This is a genomic window from Muriicola soli (assembly GCF_004139715.1).
In the GTDB taxonomy this organism is placed as follows: Bacteria; Bacteroidota; Bacteroidia; order Flavobacteriales; family Flavobacteriaceae; genus Muriicola; species Muriicola soli.
On the sequence record NZ_CP035544.1, the window covers coordinates 370,423 to 389,117 of the forward strand.

17 protein-coding genes and 1 pseudogene are annotated in these 18,695 nt (G+C 42.7%); 10 read left to right on the forward strand and 8 right to left on the reverse strand.

The window, feature by feature from the left end; all coding sequences use genetic code 11:
* Positions 1-104 precede the first annotated feature (104 nt).
* From porG to murI, 6 genes are all read left to right on the forward strand, one after another.
* Positions 105-791 (forward strand): type IX secretion system protein PorG, encoded by a 687-nt coding sequence (porG, locus tag EQY75_RS01625; RefSeq protein WP_129602276.1) that lies wholly within the window; start codon positions 105-107, stop codon positions 789-791.
* Between the two features lie 8 nt (positions 792-799).
* Positions 800-1,540, forward strand: a complete 741-nt coding sequence (locus EQY75_RS01630; RefSeq protein ID WP_129602278.1) for an undecaprenyl pyrophosphate synthase — start codon at positions 800-802, stop codon at positions 1,538-1,540.
* A gap of 4 nt (positions 1,541-1,544) precedes the next feature.
* Entirely contained in the window at positions 1,545-4,166 is a 2,622-nt protein-coding gene (locus EQY75_RS01635) for a BamA/OMP85 family outer membrane protein (protein WP_425462149.1), read from the forward strand.
* Between the two features lie 93 nt (positions 4,167-4,259).
* Positions 4,260-5,093, forward strand: coding sequence for an OmpH/Skp family outer membrane protein (locus EQY75_RS01640; RefSeq protein WP_129602282.1), 834 nt, complete (start codon positions 4,260-4,262; stop codon positions 5,091-5,093).
* Between the two features lie 41 nt (positions 5,094-5,134).
* A complete protein-coding gene (locus EQY75_RS01645) occupies positions 5,135-5,644 on the forward strand; it encodes an OmpH/Skp family outer membrane protein (protein ID WP_129602284.1) in 510 nt (169 codons plus the stop codon).
* Positions 5,645-5,728: 84 nt separating this feature from the next.
* Positions 5,729-6,517, forward strand: coding sequence for a glutamate racemase (murI, locus tag EQY75_RS01650; RefSeq protein ID WP_129602286.1), 789 nt, complete (start codon positions 5,729-5,731; stop codon positions 6,515-6,517).
* Here the strand turns inward: murI and EQY75_RS01655 are convergent.
* The gene (locus tag EQY75_RS01655; RefSeq protein WP_246019943.1) at positions 6,514-7,008 is read right to left on the reverse strand and encodes a dihydrofolate reductase; all 495 of its coding nucleotides are present in this window, start codon (positions 7,006-7,008) and stop codon (positions 6,514-6,516) included. The two genes, murI and EQY75_RS01655, sit on opposite strands and share 4 nt — an antisense overlap.
* A complete protein-coding gene (locus EQY75_RS01660; RefSeq protein ID WP_129602288.1) occupies positions 7,005-7,394 on the reverse strand; it encodes a 2TM domain-containing protein in 390 nt (129 codons plus the stop codon). Before EQY75_RS01660 ends, EQY75_RS01655 begins: the two co-directional genes overlap by 4 nt.
* A gap of 89 nt (positions 7,395-7,483) precedes the next feature.
* Here EQY75_RS01660 and EQY75_RS01665 point away from each other — a divergent pair, with 89 nt between their 5' ends.
* Positions 7,484-8,599, forward strand: a complete 1,116-nt coding sequence (locus EQY75_RS01665; protein WP_129602290.1) for an aminotransferase class V-fold PLP-dependent enzyme — start codon at positions 7,484-7,486, stop codon at positions 8,597-8,599.
* A 126-nt stretch (positions 8,600-8,725) separates the two neighbouring features.
* Positions 8,726-9,022: an isoamylase early set domain-containing protein gene (locus EQY75_RS01670; protein ID WP_129602292.1), complete on the forward strand. Its 297-nt coding sequence runs from the start codon at positions 8,726-8,728 to the stop codon at positions 9,020-9,022.
* 78 nt (positions 9,023-9,100) lie between these two features.
* On the opposite strand, the gene EQY75_RS01675 is transcribed toward EQY75_RS01670, so the two are convergent.
* From EQY75_RS01675 to EQY75_RS01700, 6 genes and pseudogenes are all read right to left on the reverse strand, one after another.
* On the reverse strand, positions 9,101-9,919 hold the full coding sequence (locus EQY75_RS01675; protein ID WP_129602294.1) for an energy transducer TonB: 819 nt from the start codon (positions 9,917-9,919) through the stop codon (positions 9,101-9,103).
* A gap of 2 nt (positions 9,920-9,921) precedes the next feature.
* On the reverse strand, positions 9,922-10,746 hold the full coding sequence (locus EQY75_RS01680) for a thymidylate synthase (RefSeq protein ID WP_129602296.1): 825 nt from the start codon (positions 10,744-10,746) through the stop codon (positions 9,922-9,924).
* Positions 10,747-10,853: 107 nt separating this feature from the next.
* Positions 10,854-12,329, reverse strand: a complete 1,476-nt coding sequence (locus EQY75_RS01685) for a NupC/NupG family nucleoside CNT transporter (RefSeq protein WP_129602298.1) — start codon at positions 12,327-12,329, stop codon at positions 10,854-10,856.
* Between the two features lie 18 nt (positions 12,330-12,347).
* Positions 12,348-12,976, reverse strand: a pseudogene (locus EQY75_RS01690) (bifunctional nuclease family protein).
* A gap of 87 nt (positions 12,977-13,063) precedes the next feature.
* A complete protein-coding gene (locus tag EQY75_RS01695; protein WP_129602299.1) occupies positions 13,064-14,032 on the reverse strand; it encodes an electron transfer flavoprotein subunit alpha/FixB family protein in 969 nt (322 codons plus the stop codon).
* A gap of 25 nt (positions 14,033-14,057) precedes the next feature.
* Complete coding sequence (locus EQY75_RS01700) at positions 14,058-14,804, reverse strand: electron transfer flavoprotein subunit beta/FixA family protein (RefSeq protein WP_129602300.1); 747 nt, start codon at positions 14,802-14,804, stop codon at positions 14,058-14,060.
* Between the two features lie 176 nt (positions 14,805-14,980).
* Here EQY75_RS01700 and EQY75_RS01705 point away from each other — a divergent pair, with 176 nt between their 5' ends.
* Complete coding sequence (locus tag EQY75_RS01705; RefSeq protein WP_129602302.1) at positions 14,981-15,958, forward strand: pyruvate dehydrogenase complex E1 component subunit beta; 978 nt, start codon at positions 14,981-14,983, stop codon at positions 15,956-15,958.
* Positions 15,959-16,104: 146 nt separating this feature from the next.
* Positions 16,105-18,597: a DUF5686 and carboxypeptidase-like regulatory domain-containing protein gene (locus EQY75_RS01710; RefSeq protein WP_129602304.1), complete on the forward strand. Its 2,493-nt coding sequence runs from the start codon at positions 16,105-16,107 to the stop codon at positions 18,595-18,597.
* The last annotated feature ends 98 nt before the right edge of the window (positions 18,598-18,695 follow it).

An 18,695-nucleotide genomic window follows, 5' to 3' on the forward strand; every position in this document is an offset into this window, starting at 1 on the left:
AAACAATAAATACTTCAATTCCCTGTTTATTGAGAAAGCGAAAGATCTTGAGTCCATCCATACAACACGGCATAAAGGCCTATATTTGCTCAATTTTTGAGAAAATGAGAATACTGCCTTGTATCACCCTTATGCTCTTTTTGATGCAAACCAATGCCCAGACCTATGAAATAGGTTTGATGGCAGGGGGCCTCAATAATATTGGGGATGTTGGAAGTATGCGATTTATATCCCCTACAGGACCCGCTTTTGGTGGGGTCTTTAAGTGGAATAAAAGCAAGAGATATGCCTGGCGTGCAAGTGCATTCTACGGTAATTTTACAGCGGATGATTCAAAATCTGACATGGCTTCCAGACAACAAAGGGGCTATGTCCTGGACCATTCTTTACTGGAAGTATCGGCAGGCCTGGAACTGAACTTCGTCGCATACAACCTACATTCACTTTCTCAGGCATTTACCCCATACCTTTATTCAGGAATTGCGTATTTTCGCTATGATTTTAATTATTTTGATGCAGGAGCACTGCAGGAAACCGGGCAAAAGGATGGATCATTTGCCATCCCTATGACCGTTGGAGCGAAGTTCAGGATCAATCAATTTCTGATTCTTGGAGCCGAAATAGGAGCGCGGTATACCTTTACAGACAACCTGGATGCAAGTAACCCGACGGGAACAAATTTTGAGCAATTTCGCTTTGGGAACATTTTAAGTGACGATTGGTATGTTTTTTCAGGCATAACCCTTACCTATACCTTTGGCAGGGTGGTCTGTTCCGATTGTTTCGACTAGAAAGCAAGATGAACACTATAGAAGAGTTAAAAAAGGGTCCTTTACCCAAACATTTGGCTATTATCATGGATGGAAATGGCCGGTGGGCGAAACAACGTGGTAAATTGCGGATCTTCGGGCATGAAAACGGCGTAAAAGCCGTGAGAGAAACCGTAGAGAACTGCGCTAAAATAGGGATCGATTATCTTACGCTTTATGCCTTCTCCACCGAAAACTGGCAACGTCCCAAAAAGGAGGTTGATACTTTAATGAGACTTCTGGTTTCCTCTCTCAAGAAAGAGCTGAAAACACTGAATAAAAATAATATTAAGCTCAACGCTATAGGAAATATAGCCTCTCTCCCTTCAAAAGCACACTCAGAATTACAGGAAGTGATTGATAAGACCTCAAAGAATTCGGCTATGATCTTAACTCTGGCTTTGAGTTACGGAGCAAGGGAGGAAATTAAACATGCCGTGCGGGAAATTAGCACCAAAGTTAAAAATAATATAATTTCGCCGGAGAATATTGATGATGCCATTATTAATAGTCATCTTTACACGCATAATTTACCAGACGTAGACTTGCTTGTACGTACTAGCGGTGAGCACCGGATAAGCAATTTTTTACTATGGCAGATAGCCTATGCCGAATTGTATTTTATGGATGTCTTTTGGCCCGATTTTCGCGAGGAACATTTAGCAGAAGCACTTAAGAATTACCAGAACAGAGAACGACGATTTGGAAAAACAAGCGAACAACTTATCTAATAATGTGAAACGACTCACATTACCTATCTTCCTTACTACCTTCCTTTTTCTTTTGACCACCAGTACCTTACTGTCACAGGATTTACCCTACGATAGCGGGAAGAAGTATGTTTTAAAGAGTCTTGAGATAACCGGCCTGCAAAGCTATAACGAACAGACGGTAAAAACCTACACCGGCCTCAGGGAGGGTCAGATCATCACCGTACCCGGGGACCAAATCAGTGATGTCCTCAAAAAACTATGGGGTCTGGAGTTGTTCAGTGACATTTCTTTCTACATCATCAATATTGAAGGGGACGATATCTTTTTGGAACTCAATATTAAAGAGCGACCAACCTTATCTAAGGTCACGATCTATGGAGTGAAAAAGCGGAAGGTTGATGATATCATCGATGACACGGATCTCAAGAAGGGTAAAAAAATCACGGAAAGTCTTATAGCCAACACCAAGAATTACCTTCAGAATAAGTATAAAAAACAAGGGTATCTAAATGCCAAGGCTACCATAGCCACCTCACGTGACACCTCTGAAACCAATGCGGAAAGCATGGTGATTAATGTAAACAAGGGGAACAAAGTAAAAATCTCCAATATTGCCTTTGAAGGGAATGACGAATTATCGAACAGTCAATTGCGTAAGGCGTTAAAAAACACCAAGCGCAAAAAACTGGGAAGGTTTTGGAAGAAATCAAAATATATCCCGGAAGACTACAAAGAGGATTTATCTTCTTTAATCGATAAATACGCTGAGAATGGCTTTCGTGATGCCAGAGTTCTCTCTGATACCATTGAGAAGATTGATGACGAAAATATTAAGATCACTATCAACGTAGAGGAAGGGAATAAATACTACTTTGGGGATATCAATTTTGTTGGTAATACGGTCTATACAGATCGCCAACTTTCACAAGTGCTCGGTATTAAAAAGGGAGCTACTTACAACGGGGTCTTGCTCAGAGAGCGTATAGCTGATGACACAAAACCAGACGCGGATGACCTCACAAATTTGTATCAGAATAACGGGTATTTATTCTCTCAGATCAACCCGGTTGAAGTTTCCGCCGAGAACGACACCATCAATTTTGAGATCCGAATCATTGAAGGGAAGGAAACCTTCTTAAATCACGTGACGGTTACCGGAAACGACAAGACCAATGATCACGTAATCTTCAGGGAGATAAGGACCAGGCCCGGGCAGAAATACAGCAAGGAAAATATTATCCGAAGTGTACGTGAGCTAGGTCAGTTAGGCTTCTTCGATGCAGAACAAATCGCCCCTGACATTCAGAATCCGGATCCTAACTCCGGAACTGTAGACCTTGCGTATAGTTTGGTAGAATCCGGATCGAGTCAGATAGAACTACAAGGCGGCTATGGAGGAGGAGGCTTTATCGGGACACTCGGACTATCCTTTAGTAATTTCTCCATTCAAAACCTCTTTAATGGAGAAGCATATAAGCCGGTTCCCATGGGAGATGGTCAGACTTTTGCGCTGCGTTTGCAGGCCAGTAGGACGTTCAGGGTTTACAGTCTTAACTTTTCAGAACCCTGGCTGGGAGGGAAAAAACCCGTTCGTTTCAATATGTCCCTTTCGAGAACTCAGCAGTTTCTTGCCTCGTTTGGCAATAATGGGAGGGTAGAAGTAGACAAGAATCAGCAATTTTCAATTACAGGAGTATCCCTTGGGCTTGCCAAGAGAGTACAGTGGCCAGACGACTTTTTTACGTTGTCTCATTCCCTGAGTTATCAGTTATACGACTTCAGGAATTACAGAACAGGGCTATTTAATTTTGGAAATGGCCAATCGAATTCACTCGCATATACATTTGGAATTTCAAGGAGCTCTGCGGGTCCCGGTCGTATCTATCCCATCACAGGATCTATTTTTGAGGTCACGGCCAAGTTTACCCCTCCGTATTCCCTGTTCAGCAATAAGGACTTTGCAGCATTAAAGGAAAGGAGTGAGGAGCTTACAGAACTCCAGACCCAGCGCAATCAGACCGGTAGCGACCTTACGACGGCAGAGCGGGATGAACTGGAAAGTGTTGATCAGCAGCGTTTCAGATGGCTGGAGTACTACAAAATTAAGTTCAAAGGAGACTGGTATACAAGATTAGTGGATAAATTAGTACTAAGGACAAATGTAGAATTTGGTTTTCTGGGGAATTACAATAGCGATGTTGGGCAGGTTCCTTTTGAACGTTTCTTCCTCGGGGGGGATGGCTTGGGACGAAACTTTACCCTGGACGGTCGGGAGACCATACAGCTCAGGGGATATGAGAACAATTCCCTTACTCCGGTAGACCCCATTACTTTCAACCAGGAAGGGGGTATTGTGTACAACAAGTACTCGCTGGAGCTGAGATACCCACTAACCCTGAAGCCTTCTGCCTCCATTTATGGCTTAACTTTTTTAGAAGCGGGGAACTCCTTTAACAATTTTAATGAGTTTAATCCGTTTCAACTTAAAAGATCGGCCGGAGTGGGCTTAAGAATATTTATGCCTGCCTTTGGTTTACTGGGGATAGATTTTGGCTACGGATTTGACGAAGACCTGAGACCTCAATCTGCGGGTAATGGTCCGAGTGGTTGGCAGACACATTTTATTATAGGTCAGCAATTCTAGCATTTTCACTTCCCGGAACAAAAGGTAAAACGCTCATTCTAAAAGTTTTAGTAATTTTGGCACGATATTTTCTATGTACTAAACCTGAGTAACATGAAGACAAACGTTCTTATAATAATTGTACTGTTTCTGACCACCTTCTATATCTCCGCCCAACGAGGAGTGAGGATAGGATACGTGGACATGGAATATATCCTGGAAAACGTGGAAGAGTACAGGGAAGCAAATGAACAGCTGGGAAACAAGGTTCAAAGGTGGAAACTGGAGATTGAGGAAAAACAGGGGGTCATTGATCAGATGAAAAAAGATCTGATGGCTGAAAAAGTACTGTTGACAGATGAATTGATTGCAGAACGGACGGAGGAAATTCAGATTCTCGAGAAAGAAATGCTGGAATACCAACAAGACCGATTTGGACCCAATGGAGATTTAGTGCTTCAGAAACAAAGACTGATTCAGCCCATCCAGGACCAGGTGTTCAATGAAGTACAGGCTATTGGAGCCAATAAAAAGTACGATTTTATTTTCGATAAATCTGCGGATGTCGTAATGTTGTACTCCGAAAAAAGGCACGATATCAGCGAGTTAGTACTGCGGGGTATCGCCAGGACAAGAAGAGTCAGCAAACCTTCCAAAGCAGCTGAGAAAGCCAGATTGGCGGCATTCGAAAAAGCAGCTGCCGAAGAAGAGGAAGAAATGACAGACGCCCTTAAAGAGCGAATAGAAAAGGCCGAAGAAGCAGAAAATGTTCGAAAGCAGACGGCAGAAGAAAAGAGGGCAGAACAATTAAAGCTCAGAGAAGAACGCCGAAAAGCATATGAAGAGCGAAGAAAGAAATTATTAGAAGAACGCGAAGCCAGACGCAAAGAGAAAGAAGCGGAAAGGGCAAAGCAAACGGAAAAGAAAAAAGATACAATAGATCAATAATTAGAATTCAATAATAACACTCAAATAGTAAATTTAAAGTCATGAAACAAGTGAAGAAAGTAGCAGTAGCCCTTGTATTATTTGTTGCCGCTACGGGGTTTGTAAAAGCACAAAGCACAGTTGCGCACATCAATGTAACCGAGCTCTTGTCGGCTATGCCGGAGATGAAAGCTGCCCAGGCTGAATTGCAAAAATTACAGGAAACGTATAAAGCCGATATTGAAAGCTCAATGACCGAGTTGCGAAACAAGTACACTCAGTATCAAAGCGAGGCATCGGCCAAAACTAAAGAAGAGAACGAAAAAAGAGCCGTTGAACTGCAAGGATTCGAAAGAAATATCGGAGAAGCCCAGCAAGCCGCTCAACAGGAACTGGCTAAGAAACAGGCCGAGCTCTTCCAACCTATATCCGAAAAAGCCATGGCAGCCATCGAAAAAGTTGCTGCCGCTCAAGGGATAGCGTACGTAATGGATTCTACGCAGGGAGGCGGACTGATAGTAGCGAAAGGGAAAGACCTGCTACCGGAAGTTAAACAGGAATTAGGGTTTTAATTTCAAATAAATCCTCAGAAAAAACCGTCCTCTCATGGACGGTTTTTTTATTTTTATACAGCAATACCCTCAAAAAAGAAAGCAGTGGATCGCAGGCCGATTGGAATTTTTGACTCAGGAGTTGGTGGGATTTCCATCTGGAAAGAACTCCGAAGCAAAATGCCATACGAAGATATGATCTACCTGGCCGATAGTATCAATGCCCCCTACGGTGAAAAGTCTCCGGAAGCCATTCTGGAGCTGTGTATCAAGAATACAGAATTACTGTTACAACATCAGTGTAAACTCATTGTGGTAGCCTGTAATACGGCAACAACCAACGCAATAGACTACCTGAGAAAGAATTACCCGCTGCCATTTATTGGAATAGAACCCGCTATCAAACCTGCAGCCCTGCAGTCGGTTTCAGGAAAAATAGGAGTGCTGGCAACTCGCGGTACGCTGGCTAGTTCGTTATTTCACAGTACGGTTAAGAACCACGCCGCCAATATCGAAATCATTGAACAGGAAGGGGCCGGTCTCGTTGAACTTATTGAAAAAGGGCAGGCAACATCACCTGAGGTGCGAACTTTATTGCAAAAATATATTCAACCCATGAAGGAAGCAGGAATTGATCATATTGTGCTGGGTTGCACTCATTTCCCTTACTTAATCCCTGTTCTTAAGGAAGAACTCCCGGCTCATGTCAAGATCATCGACTGTGGAGAAGCGGTAGCCAGACAGACTTTTAGGGTTCTCAAAGAACACAACCTGCTGAACGCAGAGGAAAGACCGGGAAAGCACAATTTCTTCATCAATACAGACGCTAATGTGCTGTCTCATTTTTTAAAGGGTGAGCAAGGTGAGATTAAAACTGAATTTCTGAATTTTTAATGTCGTTCGTAGGTGAGATAGCTAAAGGATACCTTGTGTTTTTCATCTGCGGGATGAAATTCTTCATTTCGTAGTTTCCATTTTTTTAGATCGATCTCAGGAAAGTAGGTATCAGCTTCATACGCCTTGTGAACACGGGTGAGTTCAATTACATCTACGATAGGCAATGCTTGAGTGTAGATTTCACCCCCTCCAATTACATATGCTTCTTTTTCATTTTTTACCAGAGAGAGAGCATCTTCTAAGGAATGCACAACTTTACAGGCTTCGTGTTCGGTGGTATACGATCTGTCTCGCGTAATAATGATATGAAATCTATTGGGTAGTGGCTTTGGAAAACTTTCAAAAGTCTTTCGTCCCATAATAATGGAATGACCGGAGGTGATGGCCTTAAATCGCTTAAAATCGTCCGGCAAATGCCATAGTAATTGGTTGTCTTTTCCCAGCGCATTGTTTTCCGCAGCTGCTGCGATCATAATTAGGGTACTCAATCCACTTTTTTTTTAGGTGCCGGAGGCAGGGGAAATTCTTTTTCCACCTGTTTCCGGAGGTTCGCTATTTTTTCTTTCTGCCGGAGTACGAGCCTTTCTCTTTGCTTCCTCTCCCAATCGCGTCCCATAAAAGGATTTAAGATAAAGACATTGACAAGGTGTACAAGGAAAAGCATACTCCAGACTCCAATAGCCCAGTATGCCCAATCATAGGATTCACCGTACTTAAATACTTTATTGATAATGACCAGACCTGTCCCGCCTATCAGGAACCATACAAAATGACGATACAGATTCTTTTTTTGATTGATTCGCATTTGGGCGTATTCGATCTGCTCGTGCTGTTCGAGGTCTATTCCGGATTCCTTTTTGTGCCTGGAGAACATCTGAATCGTTATCTTTAACTACAAAGATAGATGAAATCGGATTTTAAGAACCTTCTAATCTGAAGCAAAATCACCAAATTCAGGCATTCATGAATCTCAATAGTCTCAGGAAGTCATTTCCGGTTGTAAAACACTCGCTTTTTGCCAACACAGCGGCCATCGGATTGATGTCGGAGGAGCTGTTAGAATGGAGGCAGGAACACGATCTCGACTTTCTAATCGGAGGCAGTGACATGAAAATGGAAAGCTTTCAAATGATCTCCGGGGTTAGAGACACCCTTGGGAAATTCCTCGGCTGCGATCGCAACAGAATAGCACTGAGCCCTAATTTCTCCCTGGCCTTAAATACAGTGCTCGAAGGCCTGCCCAAAGACAACAATATCCTTCTGCTGGAAACAGACTACCCTTCCGTAAACTGGCCTTTTGAGAGTCGCGAATTTAAGCTCACTTACGCCAAACTGGATGAAAATGTTGAACGTAATATTGAGGAAAAACTGAATAATGAGAAGATAGATGTCCTTGCCTTCAGTATAGTTCAATGGCAAAATGGATTGAGGATTTCGGGCGATTTTCTTAAATACATCAAAGAGCAGTATCCGGACCTTTTGCTGATTGCCGATGGCACACAGTTTTGCGGAGCATTCGAATTTAATTTTGATGATTCCGGTATCGATATTCTGGGCGGGAGCGGATACAAATGGCTGTTATCCGGCACCGGGAATGGATATATGCTTTTCTCCGAAAGGGCTACAGATCGGCTTAGGCCAAAATCGACAGGGTTTAATTCTGTGAATGGAAATTTGGAGGCAAAGGGGGAATTCCGACTTGCAAAACATTTAGAGCCCGGCCATCTGGATAGTCTGTGTTTCGGGAGTCTGGATTTTTCAGTTAAAAAACTCATGGATTGGGATATAAAGAACATTGAAAAGCACAATAAGGGCTTGATGGATCTTGCCAGCCAGGAGTTTTTGGCATTGGGCTTGCTAAATGAAGGCGTAGTAAACAGAAAGACTCATGGAAACATATTAAACATCAGGGGTGGGGATGAGTTGTATTTGTATTTATCCAACAATAACGTGTGTTGTTCACAGCGTGGAGGTGGAATCCGATTAAGTTTCCATCTTTACAACTCCGAAAGTGATATCAACCGCATTGTGGAAATCCTGAAATCTGCCCCTTCTTCCTTAGCTTCTATTAAAAATTAAGGGGTTAATTTTACCAAAGTCAATTTTTTGTTCCTCTATTATTATGAATTTGATAATAATTCGTTAATCATTGTAAATGAGGTGTTTAATGCATTAATTTTGCTTCGAATTTTAAAACTGATTAAGATGGCAATTTCTAAACAATACTTGAAAACTAAACCTGTAGTAAAAGTAACCTTTACTGTACCTGCAGAAGACGCAAAAAAAGTAGCCGTAGTTGGAGACTTTAACAACTGGAATCCAAAAGGGAGCACTTTGAAAAAACTTAAGAACGGAAACTTCAAAGGTACTTTTGACCTTCCAAAAGAGAATTCGTATGAATTTCGTTACCTCGTAGACGGTTCTTACGTAAACGAATCTGAAGCTGATCGTTATCAATGGAACGACTTCGCCGGTGCAGAAAACGCTGTATTGGAATTATAAGTCGGGTAGAAAAAAAATTGAAATCCGGAACTTTTCAAAAGGTTCCGGATTTTTTTTTGCTTTATGATTAGTAAAGAGCTATTTCGGACTCAACAATCTGAAAGACAGGGGAAAGGAAAAAGGAATTCGAACATTTTTTCCCCCTTGCCTGGCCGGGGTAATTTGAGGTAAGAGTTTGATAATACGGATGGTCTCATCGGCAAGTAATTGATGTGGGGCGATAAGATTAATATCACTGATAGAGCCATCAATATTGATTATAAAATTGGCATACACTGTTCCCTGAATATTCTTTAGCTGTGCCATTCTGGGATATCGGAAATTATCTTGTATATGTTCTCTCATTTTCTTTTTAAAACAGTTCCTTGCCTCGGAATTGGACAGGTTTTCACAGCCCGGAAAAACCGGTACCTCCTCAAGAGTTGCTGAAACTGAATCATTGAATTGTTCTGGCTTGGGCAAGGCAATCCTCGATTCATTACTTTTAGGTGGTAAGCTGAATTGTATAGGAATATTTACACTCGTAGATGTTTTTTTGCCTTCGTGTTCTCCGGGACTGAGTTTTGGAAGTTCAGTGATAAGTCGGATAGCTTCTGCTTCAAGACCTGGTTGCTCTCCGCGTGCCATTACATTTTCCACTTTTCCTTTTGAATTGATCACAAAAGAAGTGTACACTCTTGAATTTATACTTTTAAGAATGACTTCAGGGGGATAAATCAGGTTTTGTTGTATGTAAGCGGAAAATTCACGGTAAAAGCAAGCGCGAAGTTCTTCTCCCTGAAGCCCCTTGCAGCCCTTAAATGCGGGAGCTGTTTCAATGGTCTCTAGGGGGTAATAGTCTTGAGAAAACGCGGTTGTAGACCAAACAAAAATTAACAGAAGTGTTGAGTATCGCATCCCTAGACAGCTACCATCCCTTTAATGTGGGGGTGGGGGTCATAATCGAGAAGGGTAAAGTCCTCAAATTTGAAATCGAAAATATCACTTACCTCAGGGTTCAGTACCATTTTTGGCAGTGGTCTTGGTTCCCTGCTCAGCTGAAGTTCTATTTGCTCCATATGGTTGTTATAGATATGGGCATCTCCAAAGGTATGTATGAATTCTCCGGGTTCGTATCCGCAAACCTGGGCTACCATCAAAGTGAAAAGAGCATAGGAGGCAATATTGAACGGCACCCCGAGAAAAATGTCTGCGCTTCTTTGATAGAGCTGACAGGAGAGCCTGCCATCGGCCACATAAAACTGAAAAAAGGCATGGCAGGGGGGTAGGGCAGCTTTTCCATCAGCCACATTTTCTGAAAAGGATTTTGAGGAATCCGGTAAAACGCTGGGGTTCCAGGCGGCCACCATCATCCTTCGGCTATCGGGATTGTTTTTTAATTTATCGATAAGGTCTTTTATCTGGTCGATTCCGTCTCCGTTCCAATTGCGCCATTGGTAACCATATACAGGCCCCAGTTCTCCATTTTCATCTGCCCATTCATTCCATATCCGAACACCGTTTTCTTGCAAATACTTCACATTTGTATCCCCTTTCAGGAACCACAATAATTCATGTACGATCGATTTGAGATGAAGTTTTTTTGTAGTGACCATTGGGAATCCCTCGCTCAGGTCGAATCGCATCTGATACCCGAAGACAGAAATTGTCCCGGTTCCTGTGCGGTCACTTTTTTTGTTTCCTTTCTCCAGTACGTGTTTGAGCAGGTCGTGATATTGCTTCATGAATTAAGTAGCTTTGATCTTGTTGTAAAATTAGAAAATCCTTCCCTTAGTTAAAATTGAGAATGCATGCTTCTTGTGAAAACTTATTAACGAAAGCGACTCTGGAACTACCCGAGGATCATACCGGCGAATGTGGCAGAAAGAAGGGAGGCCAGTGTTCCTCCCAATACGGCTTTCATACCGAATTCGGATAGCGTCTTGCGTTGCCCCGGGGCCAGAGATCCAATTCCTCCGATCTGAATGCCAATGGAAGCGAAATTGGCAAATCCACAGAGCATGTACGTCGCCATAATTATAGATTTGTTGAATGCAAAGTGATTCCCATTGCTGAAGTCTTTGAGCTCGGCCAACTGGATATACCCTACAAATTCGCTTGCAGCCAGTTTTACACCTAATAGCTGACCCATCAATAATATGTCCTGCGTATTCACCCCGATCAACCACATCAGGGGCGCAAAAATAACACCGAGAATAGCTTCCAGGGAAAGTTGGTCATAGACTGAATTTGCAGCTATCCATTCATTCACAGTGGTTAAGTCGCCCACCCAGCCCAAGATGCCGTTCATCATGGCAATAAAGGCAACAAAGACCAAAAGCATAGCTCCCACATTCACCGCAAGTTTGAGGCCTTCCGTTGTGCCATTGGCAATTGCATCGAGGATATTTGCGCCGATCTTTTCTGTAGAAACCTGTATATCCCTGCTTACATCTTGTGTTTGCGGATAGAGGATTTTTGAGATCACAATTGCTCCGGGGGCAGCCATTACCGATGCGGCGATAAGGTGTCGTGCAAATTCGAGCCTGAGCTGCTCGTCATTTCCACCGAGAAAACCGATGTAGGCTGCAAGCACCCCTCCGGCCACAGTTGCCATCCCACCGATCATCACCAAAAGGATTTCAGACTTGTTCATTTTCTCCAGATATGCCTTGATCAACAAAGGCGCTTCGGTCTGTCCTAAAAAGATATTTCCTGATACGCTGAGACTCTCAGCACCTGAAATGCCGAGAAATTTGGTGAGCAACCAGGCGAGTCCTTTGACGATCTTTTGAATAATTCCCAGATAGTATAGAACCGACGTTAGCGCAGAAAAGAAAATAATGGTCGGCAGGATCTGAAAAGCAAAAATATACCCAATGTTGGGGTTGTCGAGATTCAGCAGGCCACCAAAAATAAACTCGCTTCCCGCCATGGTATATTTCAGGATCTCGTTAAAAAACTGCCCTAGTTTATTAAAGAACCATTGAATTGCGGGCACCTTTAAAATACCGATGGCAAGGGATAATTGTATTCCCAGGCCTATTCCGGTGGTTTTCCAGTTAATGGCCTTTCTGTTTGAAGAAAAGAGGTAGGCTATCAGCAATAAGGCCAGCATGCCTAAGGCTCCTCGCCAGAGACTATCCAGTGAGAATCCCTGGTTTGCGATAATCGGACTTACGATATCCGGAGTAACCTCCTGAGTTGATAAAACTGAAATTGGGCTTATGCTGTCTAAGGTGATACTATCATTTGAGGGAGCCTCCTGTCCAAAACCAGGGATTAACAGCATCATAAAAAGGGAGAGAATCCAAATTCCTGGCTTCATACGGCGTGGGCTAGTAAATCATTTGCGTTTGGAAATTTCGTCCCTTAGTCGGGCCGCCTTTTCATAGTCCTCATTGGCAACGGCTTTGTCGAGTTCCTTGTGAAGCTCATCCATGCTCAATTCCTTATAAGGAGCGGCTGAGCCCGGGTTGATCTCCACGGTTTCACCTTCCTGTAAAATTTCATCGACCACAATGCTGTCATCAACTTCTTCTTTTTCCTTTTCTTTAGAAGAAAATTTAAGGAAGATTCCCGCTTTGTCAAGGATGGTTTTATAAGTAAAAATGGGAGCATTAAATCGAAGCGCCAGGGCGATAGCATCAGATGTTCTTGCATCTACGATTTCTTCTACCTTTTCGCGTTCACAAATTATACTGGAATAAAAGACTCCATCCACCAGTTTATGAATGATAACCTGTTTGACCACGATGTCGAATCTATCTGCAAAATTCTTAAAAAGGTCATGTGTGAGGGGGCGAGGGGTTTGATCTCCTTTTCGAGAGCAATGGCAATGGATTGAGCCTCAAAAGCTCCGATTACTATGGGCAATTTTCGATCTCCGTCAACCTCATTCAAAATAAGGGCATATGCCCCGTTTTGTGTCTGACTGTAAGATATTCCTTTAATTTTTAATCTAACTAGACTCATAATCACTCATATACCAAAAGGGCTGTATAAATATAAGGAATGTCCTAGGTATTTAAACAGCCCTTTAAAGGCACAAATTAACAAAAATTAGGCGTTCTGGGCCTTAAATTCCTTTAATTTTTCGATGAGTTCTGGGACTACTTCAAAGGCATCACCTACGATTCCGTAGTCAGCAGCTTTAAAGAAAGGAGCTTCAGGATCGGTGTTGATCACCACTTTTACTTTAGACGCACTCACCCCTGCCAAATGTTGAATAGCGCCCGAAATTCCTATAGCTATATAAAGATTACTGGCCACGGGTTTACCGGTTTGTCCGACGTGTTCACCATGTGACCTCCATCCCATATCGCTCACGGGCTTTGAGCAAGCTGTTGCGGCACCTAAAACATCAGCCAGTTCCTCTATCATTCCCCAGTTTTCAGGTCCTTTAAGTCCTCGGCCGGCAGACACTACAATATCGGCATCAGCGATGGTTACTTCACCTGCTACTTTATCTACATTAACAGATTTCGTTGCAAAGTCCTTTTCTTCCGTAGCCGGACTGAAGGCTTCTTCCTGAAGATCAGTAGCATTTTCAATCAGCCCAAAAGCATTATTGGACACTCCTATGATCTTTGTTTCCGTATTAATTTCAGTGTGTGCAAAACCTTTATTGCTAAAGGCCATTCGCTTTACAACCATGGGTTCAACACTGTCTGGCGCTGATACGGCATTAGGAATGTATCCGGCTTTAAGCATCCCTGAAAGCAAGCCTCCCAGGTATTTAGAATCGGTACTTGAACTCAGAATTACCAATTTAGCACCTTCTTTTTTTACGGCTTCGGCAATCACACTGGCGTACGCTTTAGCATGGAAGGTTTTCAATTGTTCATTTTCCACCTTTAATACTTTACTCACTCCGTAATTTCCAAGAGCAGAATTGTCAGAGACATTAAAACTCAGTGCTGTAACCTCAGTTCCCATTTCCTGGGCCACTTTATGGGCGTATGAAGCCACTTCCAGGGCATTCTTTTTGAATTTCCCGTTCTCGGCTTCTGTATAAACTAATATGGACATATTTCTTACTGTTTAAATACTACTATTAAATCACTTTTGCTTCGTTGTGTAACAACTCGATCAACTCTCCAACATTATCGGCGTCAACCAGTTTAACGGGGCCTTTTTGAGCAGGTTTATCAAAAGTCTTATCCGAAGTTGCATGCAGAGCTTCTGCGGGTTCCAAAACATTGATTTGTTTTTTGCGGGCCATCATGATTCCCCGCATATTGGGAATTCTTAGGTCACTTTCCTCCACTAATCCCTTTTGTCCGCCTATAATCAATGGCAGGGTAGATTCAAGCTTTTCCTTTCCGCCGTCGATCTCCCTCATGGCAGTAACTTTTTCACCCTCGATCTCCAGACCAATACAGGTATTTACAAAATTGATATTGAGGATGGCAGCAATGATACCCGGAACCATTCCCCCGTTGTAATCAATGGATTCCCTTCCGCCGATAACAAGGTCATATTCACCATTCTTAATCACCTCAGCGAGTTGCTGAGCGACAAAAAAACCGTCGGTAGGTTCGGCATTGATACGTATTCCTTCATCTGCACCTATGGCAAGGGCTTTTCTCATTGTGGGTTCTACCTGCGGGCCTCCCACGGTGGCAACGTGAACGGTTGCCCCTTGCTTTTCTTTAAACCACATGGCACGGGTAAGGCCAAATTCGTCATTGGGGTTGATCACAAACTGAACACCCGTAGTGTCGAATTTAGTATTGTCCTGGGTAAAGTTGATCTTGGAGGTCGTATCGGGAACATTACTGATACAAACTAATATTTTCATAAGAGGTTTTTTTTTGAACTTATAAGGCCTCAAAGATAACCAATAAAATTCAAAAATACTATGCATGCATAATAAAATATTCATTTGATTTTCCCTTTTTCTGGGGTTTAATTGAAGGATAATTTCCTATTTTTGTTCGCATTTTGATGTCTAATCAAGATGAGAAAAACAAGCATATGAAGACATTACAATTTCGGGAAGCTATTGCTGAGGCCATGTCCGAGGAAATGAGGAAGGACGAGTCCATCTACCTCATGGGAGAGGAAGTGGCAGAGTATAATGGTGCTTACAAGGCGTCAAAGGGAATGTTGGATGAATTTGGTCCGGATCGGGTAATAGATACCCCCATTTCAGAGTTGGGCTTTTCCGGTATAGGCGTGGGTTCTGCCATGATTGGAAATCGGCCTATCATCGAATTCATGACTTTTAATTTTGCTTTGGTTGGGATTGATCAGATTATCAACAACGCTGCTAAAATCAGACAAATGTCAGGTGGGCAATTCAATTGTCCCATTGTCTTCCGTGGACCTACCGCATCGGCCGGCCAGCTTGCTGCTACACATTCACAAGCCTTTGAGAGTTGGTACGCCAACTGTCCGGGATTAAAAGTAGTTGTACCCTCAAACCCCAAGGATGCCAAAGGCTTGCTCAAGGCAGCCATACGAGATGATGACCCCGTAATTTTTATGGAGTCTGAGCAGATGTACGGAGATAAAGGGGAAGTTCCTGAAGATGAATACACCATTCCACTGGGAGTTGCTGAGATCAAAAGAGAAGGGAAGGATGTAACCATAGTTTCTTTCGGGAAGATCATCAAGGAGGCTTACACAGCAGCTGAGGAACTGGCAAAAGAAGGAATTGAATGTGAGATCATCGACCTTAGGACAGTAAAGCCCATGGATAGCGAAGCCATCCTGAATTCGGTAAAAAAGACGAATCGACTTGTGATTCTGGAAGAGGCATGGCCCTTTGGCAATGTAGCTACCGAGATTACTTATCAGGTCCAATCCAAGGCCTTTGACTATCTCGATGCTCCAATTGTAAAGATCAATACTGCAGATACACCGGCCCCGTATTCTCCCGTCTTGCTGGAGAATTGGCTACCTAATCACGAAGATGTCGTGAACGCAGTAAAGAAGGTTATGTACAAATAATTGTGACATTAATAAATCAGATAAAACTTCGTCACTCCGGTATTGGCGAAGTTTTTTTTTCCGTAATTTTTCCGGAGGTTTAAAACCCGTAAAGCTGGGAATGAGAATTCGATAGAATTTAATTCCCCGGTTCACCGGCCCCACTTATGAGGATATCCTTTTCGCTTTTGTTGATCTTTACTTTCTGCTTTGGTTTTTCTCAAACCAAAGTGAGCGGTATCGTGGTGGATGAAAATGGTGAACCTATAGCTTTTGCCAACGTCATATTCCCAAACTCAACCGAAGGCACGATTACAAATGATAATGGCCGGTTTTATTTAGAATCCGACAATAGTTATCCAAGCATTCAGGTCTCTTTTATCGGGTACCAGTCCAGAGATATTGAACTGAATTCTACCGTTAATTACGACCTTACCATTGAATTATCAGAAGGAGAGCAGCTTGATGAAGTAGTGGTCTACTTTGGGAATCGATCCAAAAAAAACAATCCCGCAATCGACATTCTCAGAAAGATCTGGGCTAAAAAAAGGATTAACGGCCTTCGCAAATTCAAGCAGTACGAATACGACAAATACGAAAAAGTAGAATTCGATCTCAATACGATTGACAGTGCCCTGATAAAAAGCAGGGTTTTTAAAGGTCTGGAATTTGTCTTCGCAGACCTGGACACCTCCAGAATTACGGGAAAGACCTACCTGCCTATTTTCCTTAATGAAGTCTTTTCGAAGGTGTACGGAAATAACGTACTGCAGAAAGAAAGGGAAGATGTTCTTGGGAATAAAAATTCGGGATTTTCTAATAATCAGGCCATCACCGCTTTTGTACAGGACTTGTATTCCGATTATGATGTCTATGCCAACTATCTCAAATTCTTTGACAAAAGTTTTACCAGTCCGCTTTCACGGACGGGCATAGATGTGTATAACTACGTGCTGTCAGATAGTGCCTATATCGACAATAAATGGTGCTACCATATTATCTATTACCCCAGGAGGAAGAACGAGTTGACTTTTAAAGGCGACTTCTGGGTAAACGATACTACCTACGCCCTTAAGAAGATCAATCTGCAAGTCACAAAAAGTGCCAATATCAACTGGGTTAAGGAAATCTATATCGAGCAGGACTTTGAAGTGGTCAATGATTCGGTCTTCCTGCTGAAAAGGGACTATATGCTTTCCGATTTTGCCCTGAACAAAAAGGAGTCTTCAAAAGGAATCTACGGGAAACGTACCACGGTCTATGACAATTACGAGTTTAATCAGCCAAAAACCGATGAATTTTACAAAACGGCTTCTGACCCCTTCGATCCCAGAGTATTTCAACGCGATAGTGTCTTCTGGAGTAACAACCGGCTGGAATCCCTGAATAAGGACGAGAGTGGAATATATACCTTATTAGACACCCTTAAAACCGTTCCCAAGTTTAAGACCTATTACAATCTGGTAAGTATCCTTAGTTCGGGTTATGTGGAGATCGATAAATGGAATATCGATATCGGGAATATTTACGGCACTTTTGGGTTTAATGACGCGGAAGGGGTACGTCTCAGAGGCGGGGCTCGGACCTATTTTGGTCAGAATGACCCCTGGCGACTAGAAGGTTACATGGCATATGGCTTTATGGATAAGAAGGTGAAACACGGTTTCTCCGCCAAATTCCTGCTCGATAAAAAAAGCAGGTTGATCATTTCCGGAGGAAACCGGCGGGATATTGAACAACTGGGACTCAGTCTTACTGCAACAAACGATGTTTTGGGAAGGAGTGTAGCCTCTTCCTCGGTGCTTACGGTTGGAAATAATGACCGCCTCACTAATATAAACCTGAGTACACTTAATCTGGAAGCCGAACCTTTTAAAAATTTCAGGCTGAGGTTTGGAGGGTCATTCCGGACCCTGAGTTCCGCCCTGCCGGAAGCTTTTAACCTGGATTACGTTGACCCTGAATCTCCCTCAGGAATTTCCTCGGAGGTGAAACAATTTGACCTTACTACTACCTTGATTTATACCCCGGGTAAACGAACCATCGGCTATGGTGTGGAGCGAAGGGACGTCAACGATGAGTATGCCACCTTATTATTTAATTATACCCGAGGCCTGGAAGGCTTTCTCGAAAGTGATTTCAGCTATGCGAAATACCAATTTTCCTATACCCAACCATGGCAGATAGGTGGTTTTGGCCGATTGCTGAGTACCGTGGAAATGGGTAAGACCACAGAGGCTGTACCCCTTAGTCTCCTCAATGTGATCCCCGGTAACCAAACCTTGTTTACATTATATAATACCTTCCCCAATCTGGATTTTTATGAATTCGTTACAGATACATATATCTCACTTCACCTTGAACAAAATTTCAATGGCCGGATATTTTCAAGGATTCCTATTATACGAGACTGGAACCTCCGAGAAGTGGTAGGACTGCGGGGGGCCTGGGGACAACTTTCGGATGAGAATATCGCACTTAACAGCCCGACAAATATCCCTCTCACCGCACCTACAGACAAGATCTACTGGGAATATTCGTTTGGGATAAGCAATATCTTCAAGATTCTAAGAGTCGATTTTAACTTCAGAGGTAATTATCTTGAAAATCCTGAGGCCAGGCCCTTTAGCGTTACCGGCACCTTTGGATTTAATTTCTAGGAAAGTTCCATTCCCTGCCGTATTCTTTACCTAACAATGAGGCAAATATTTGCTTTTATATTCAGAACGGTTTTACTACTTTTGCAGCCGTTTTAACA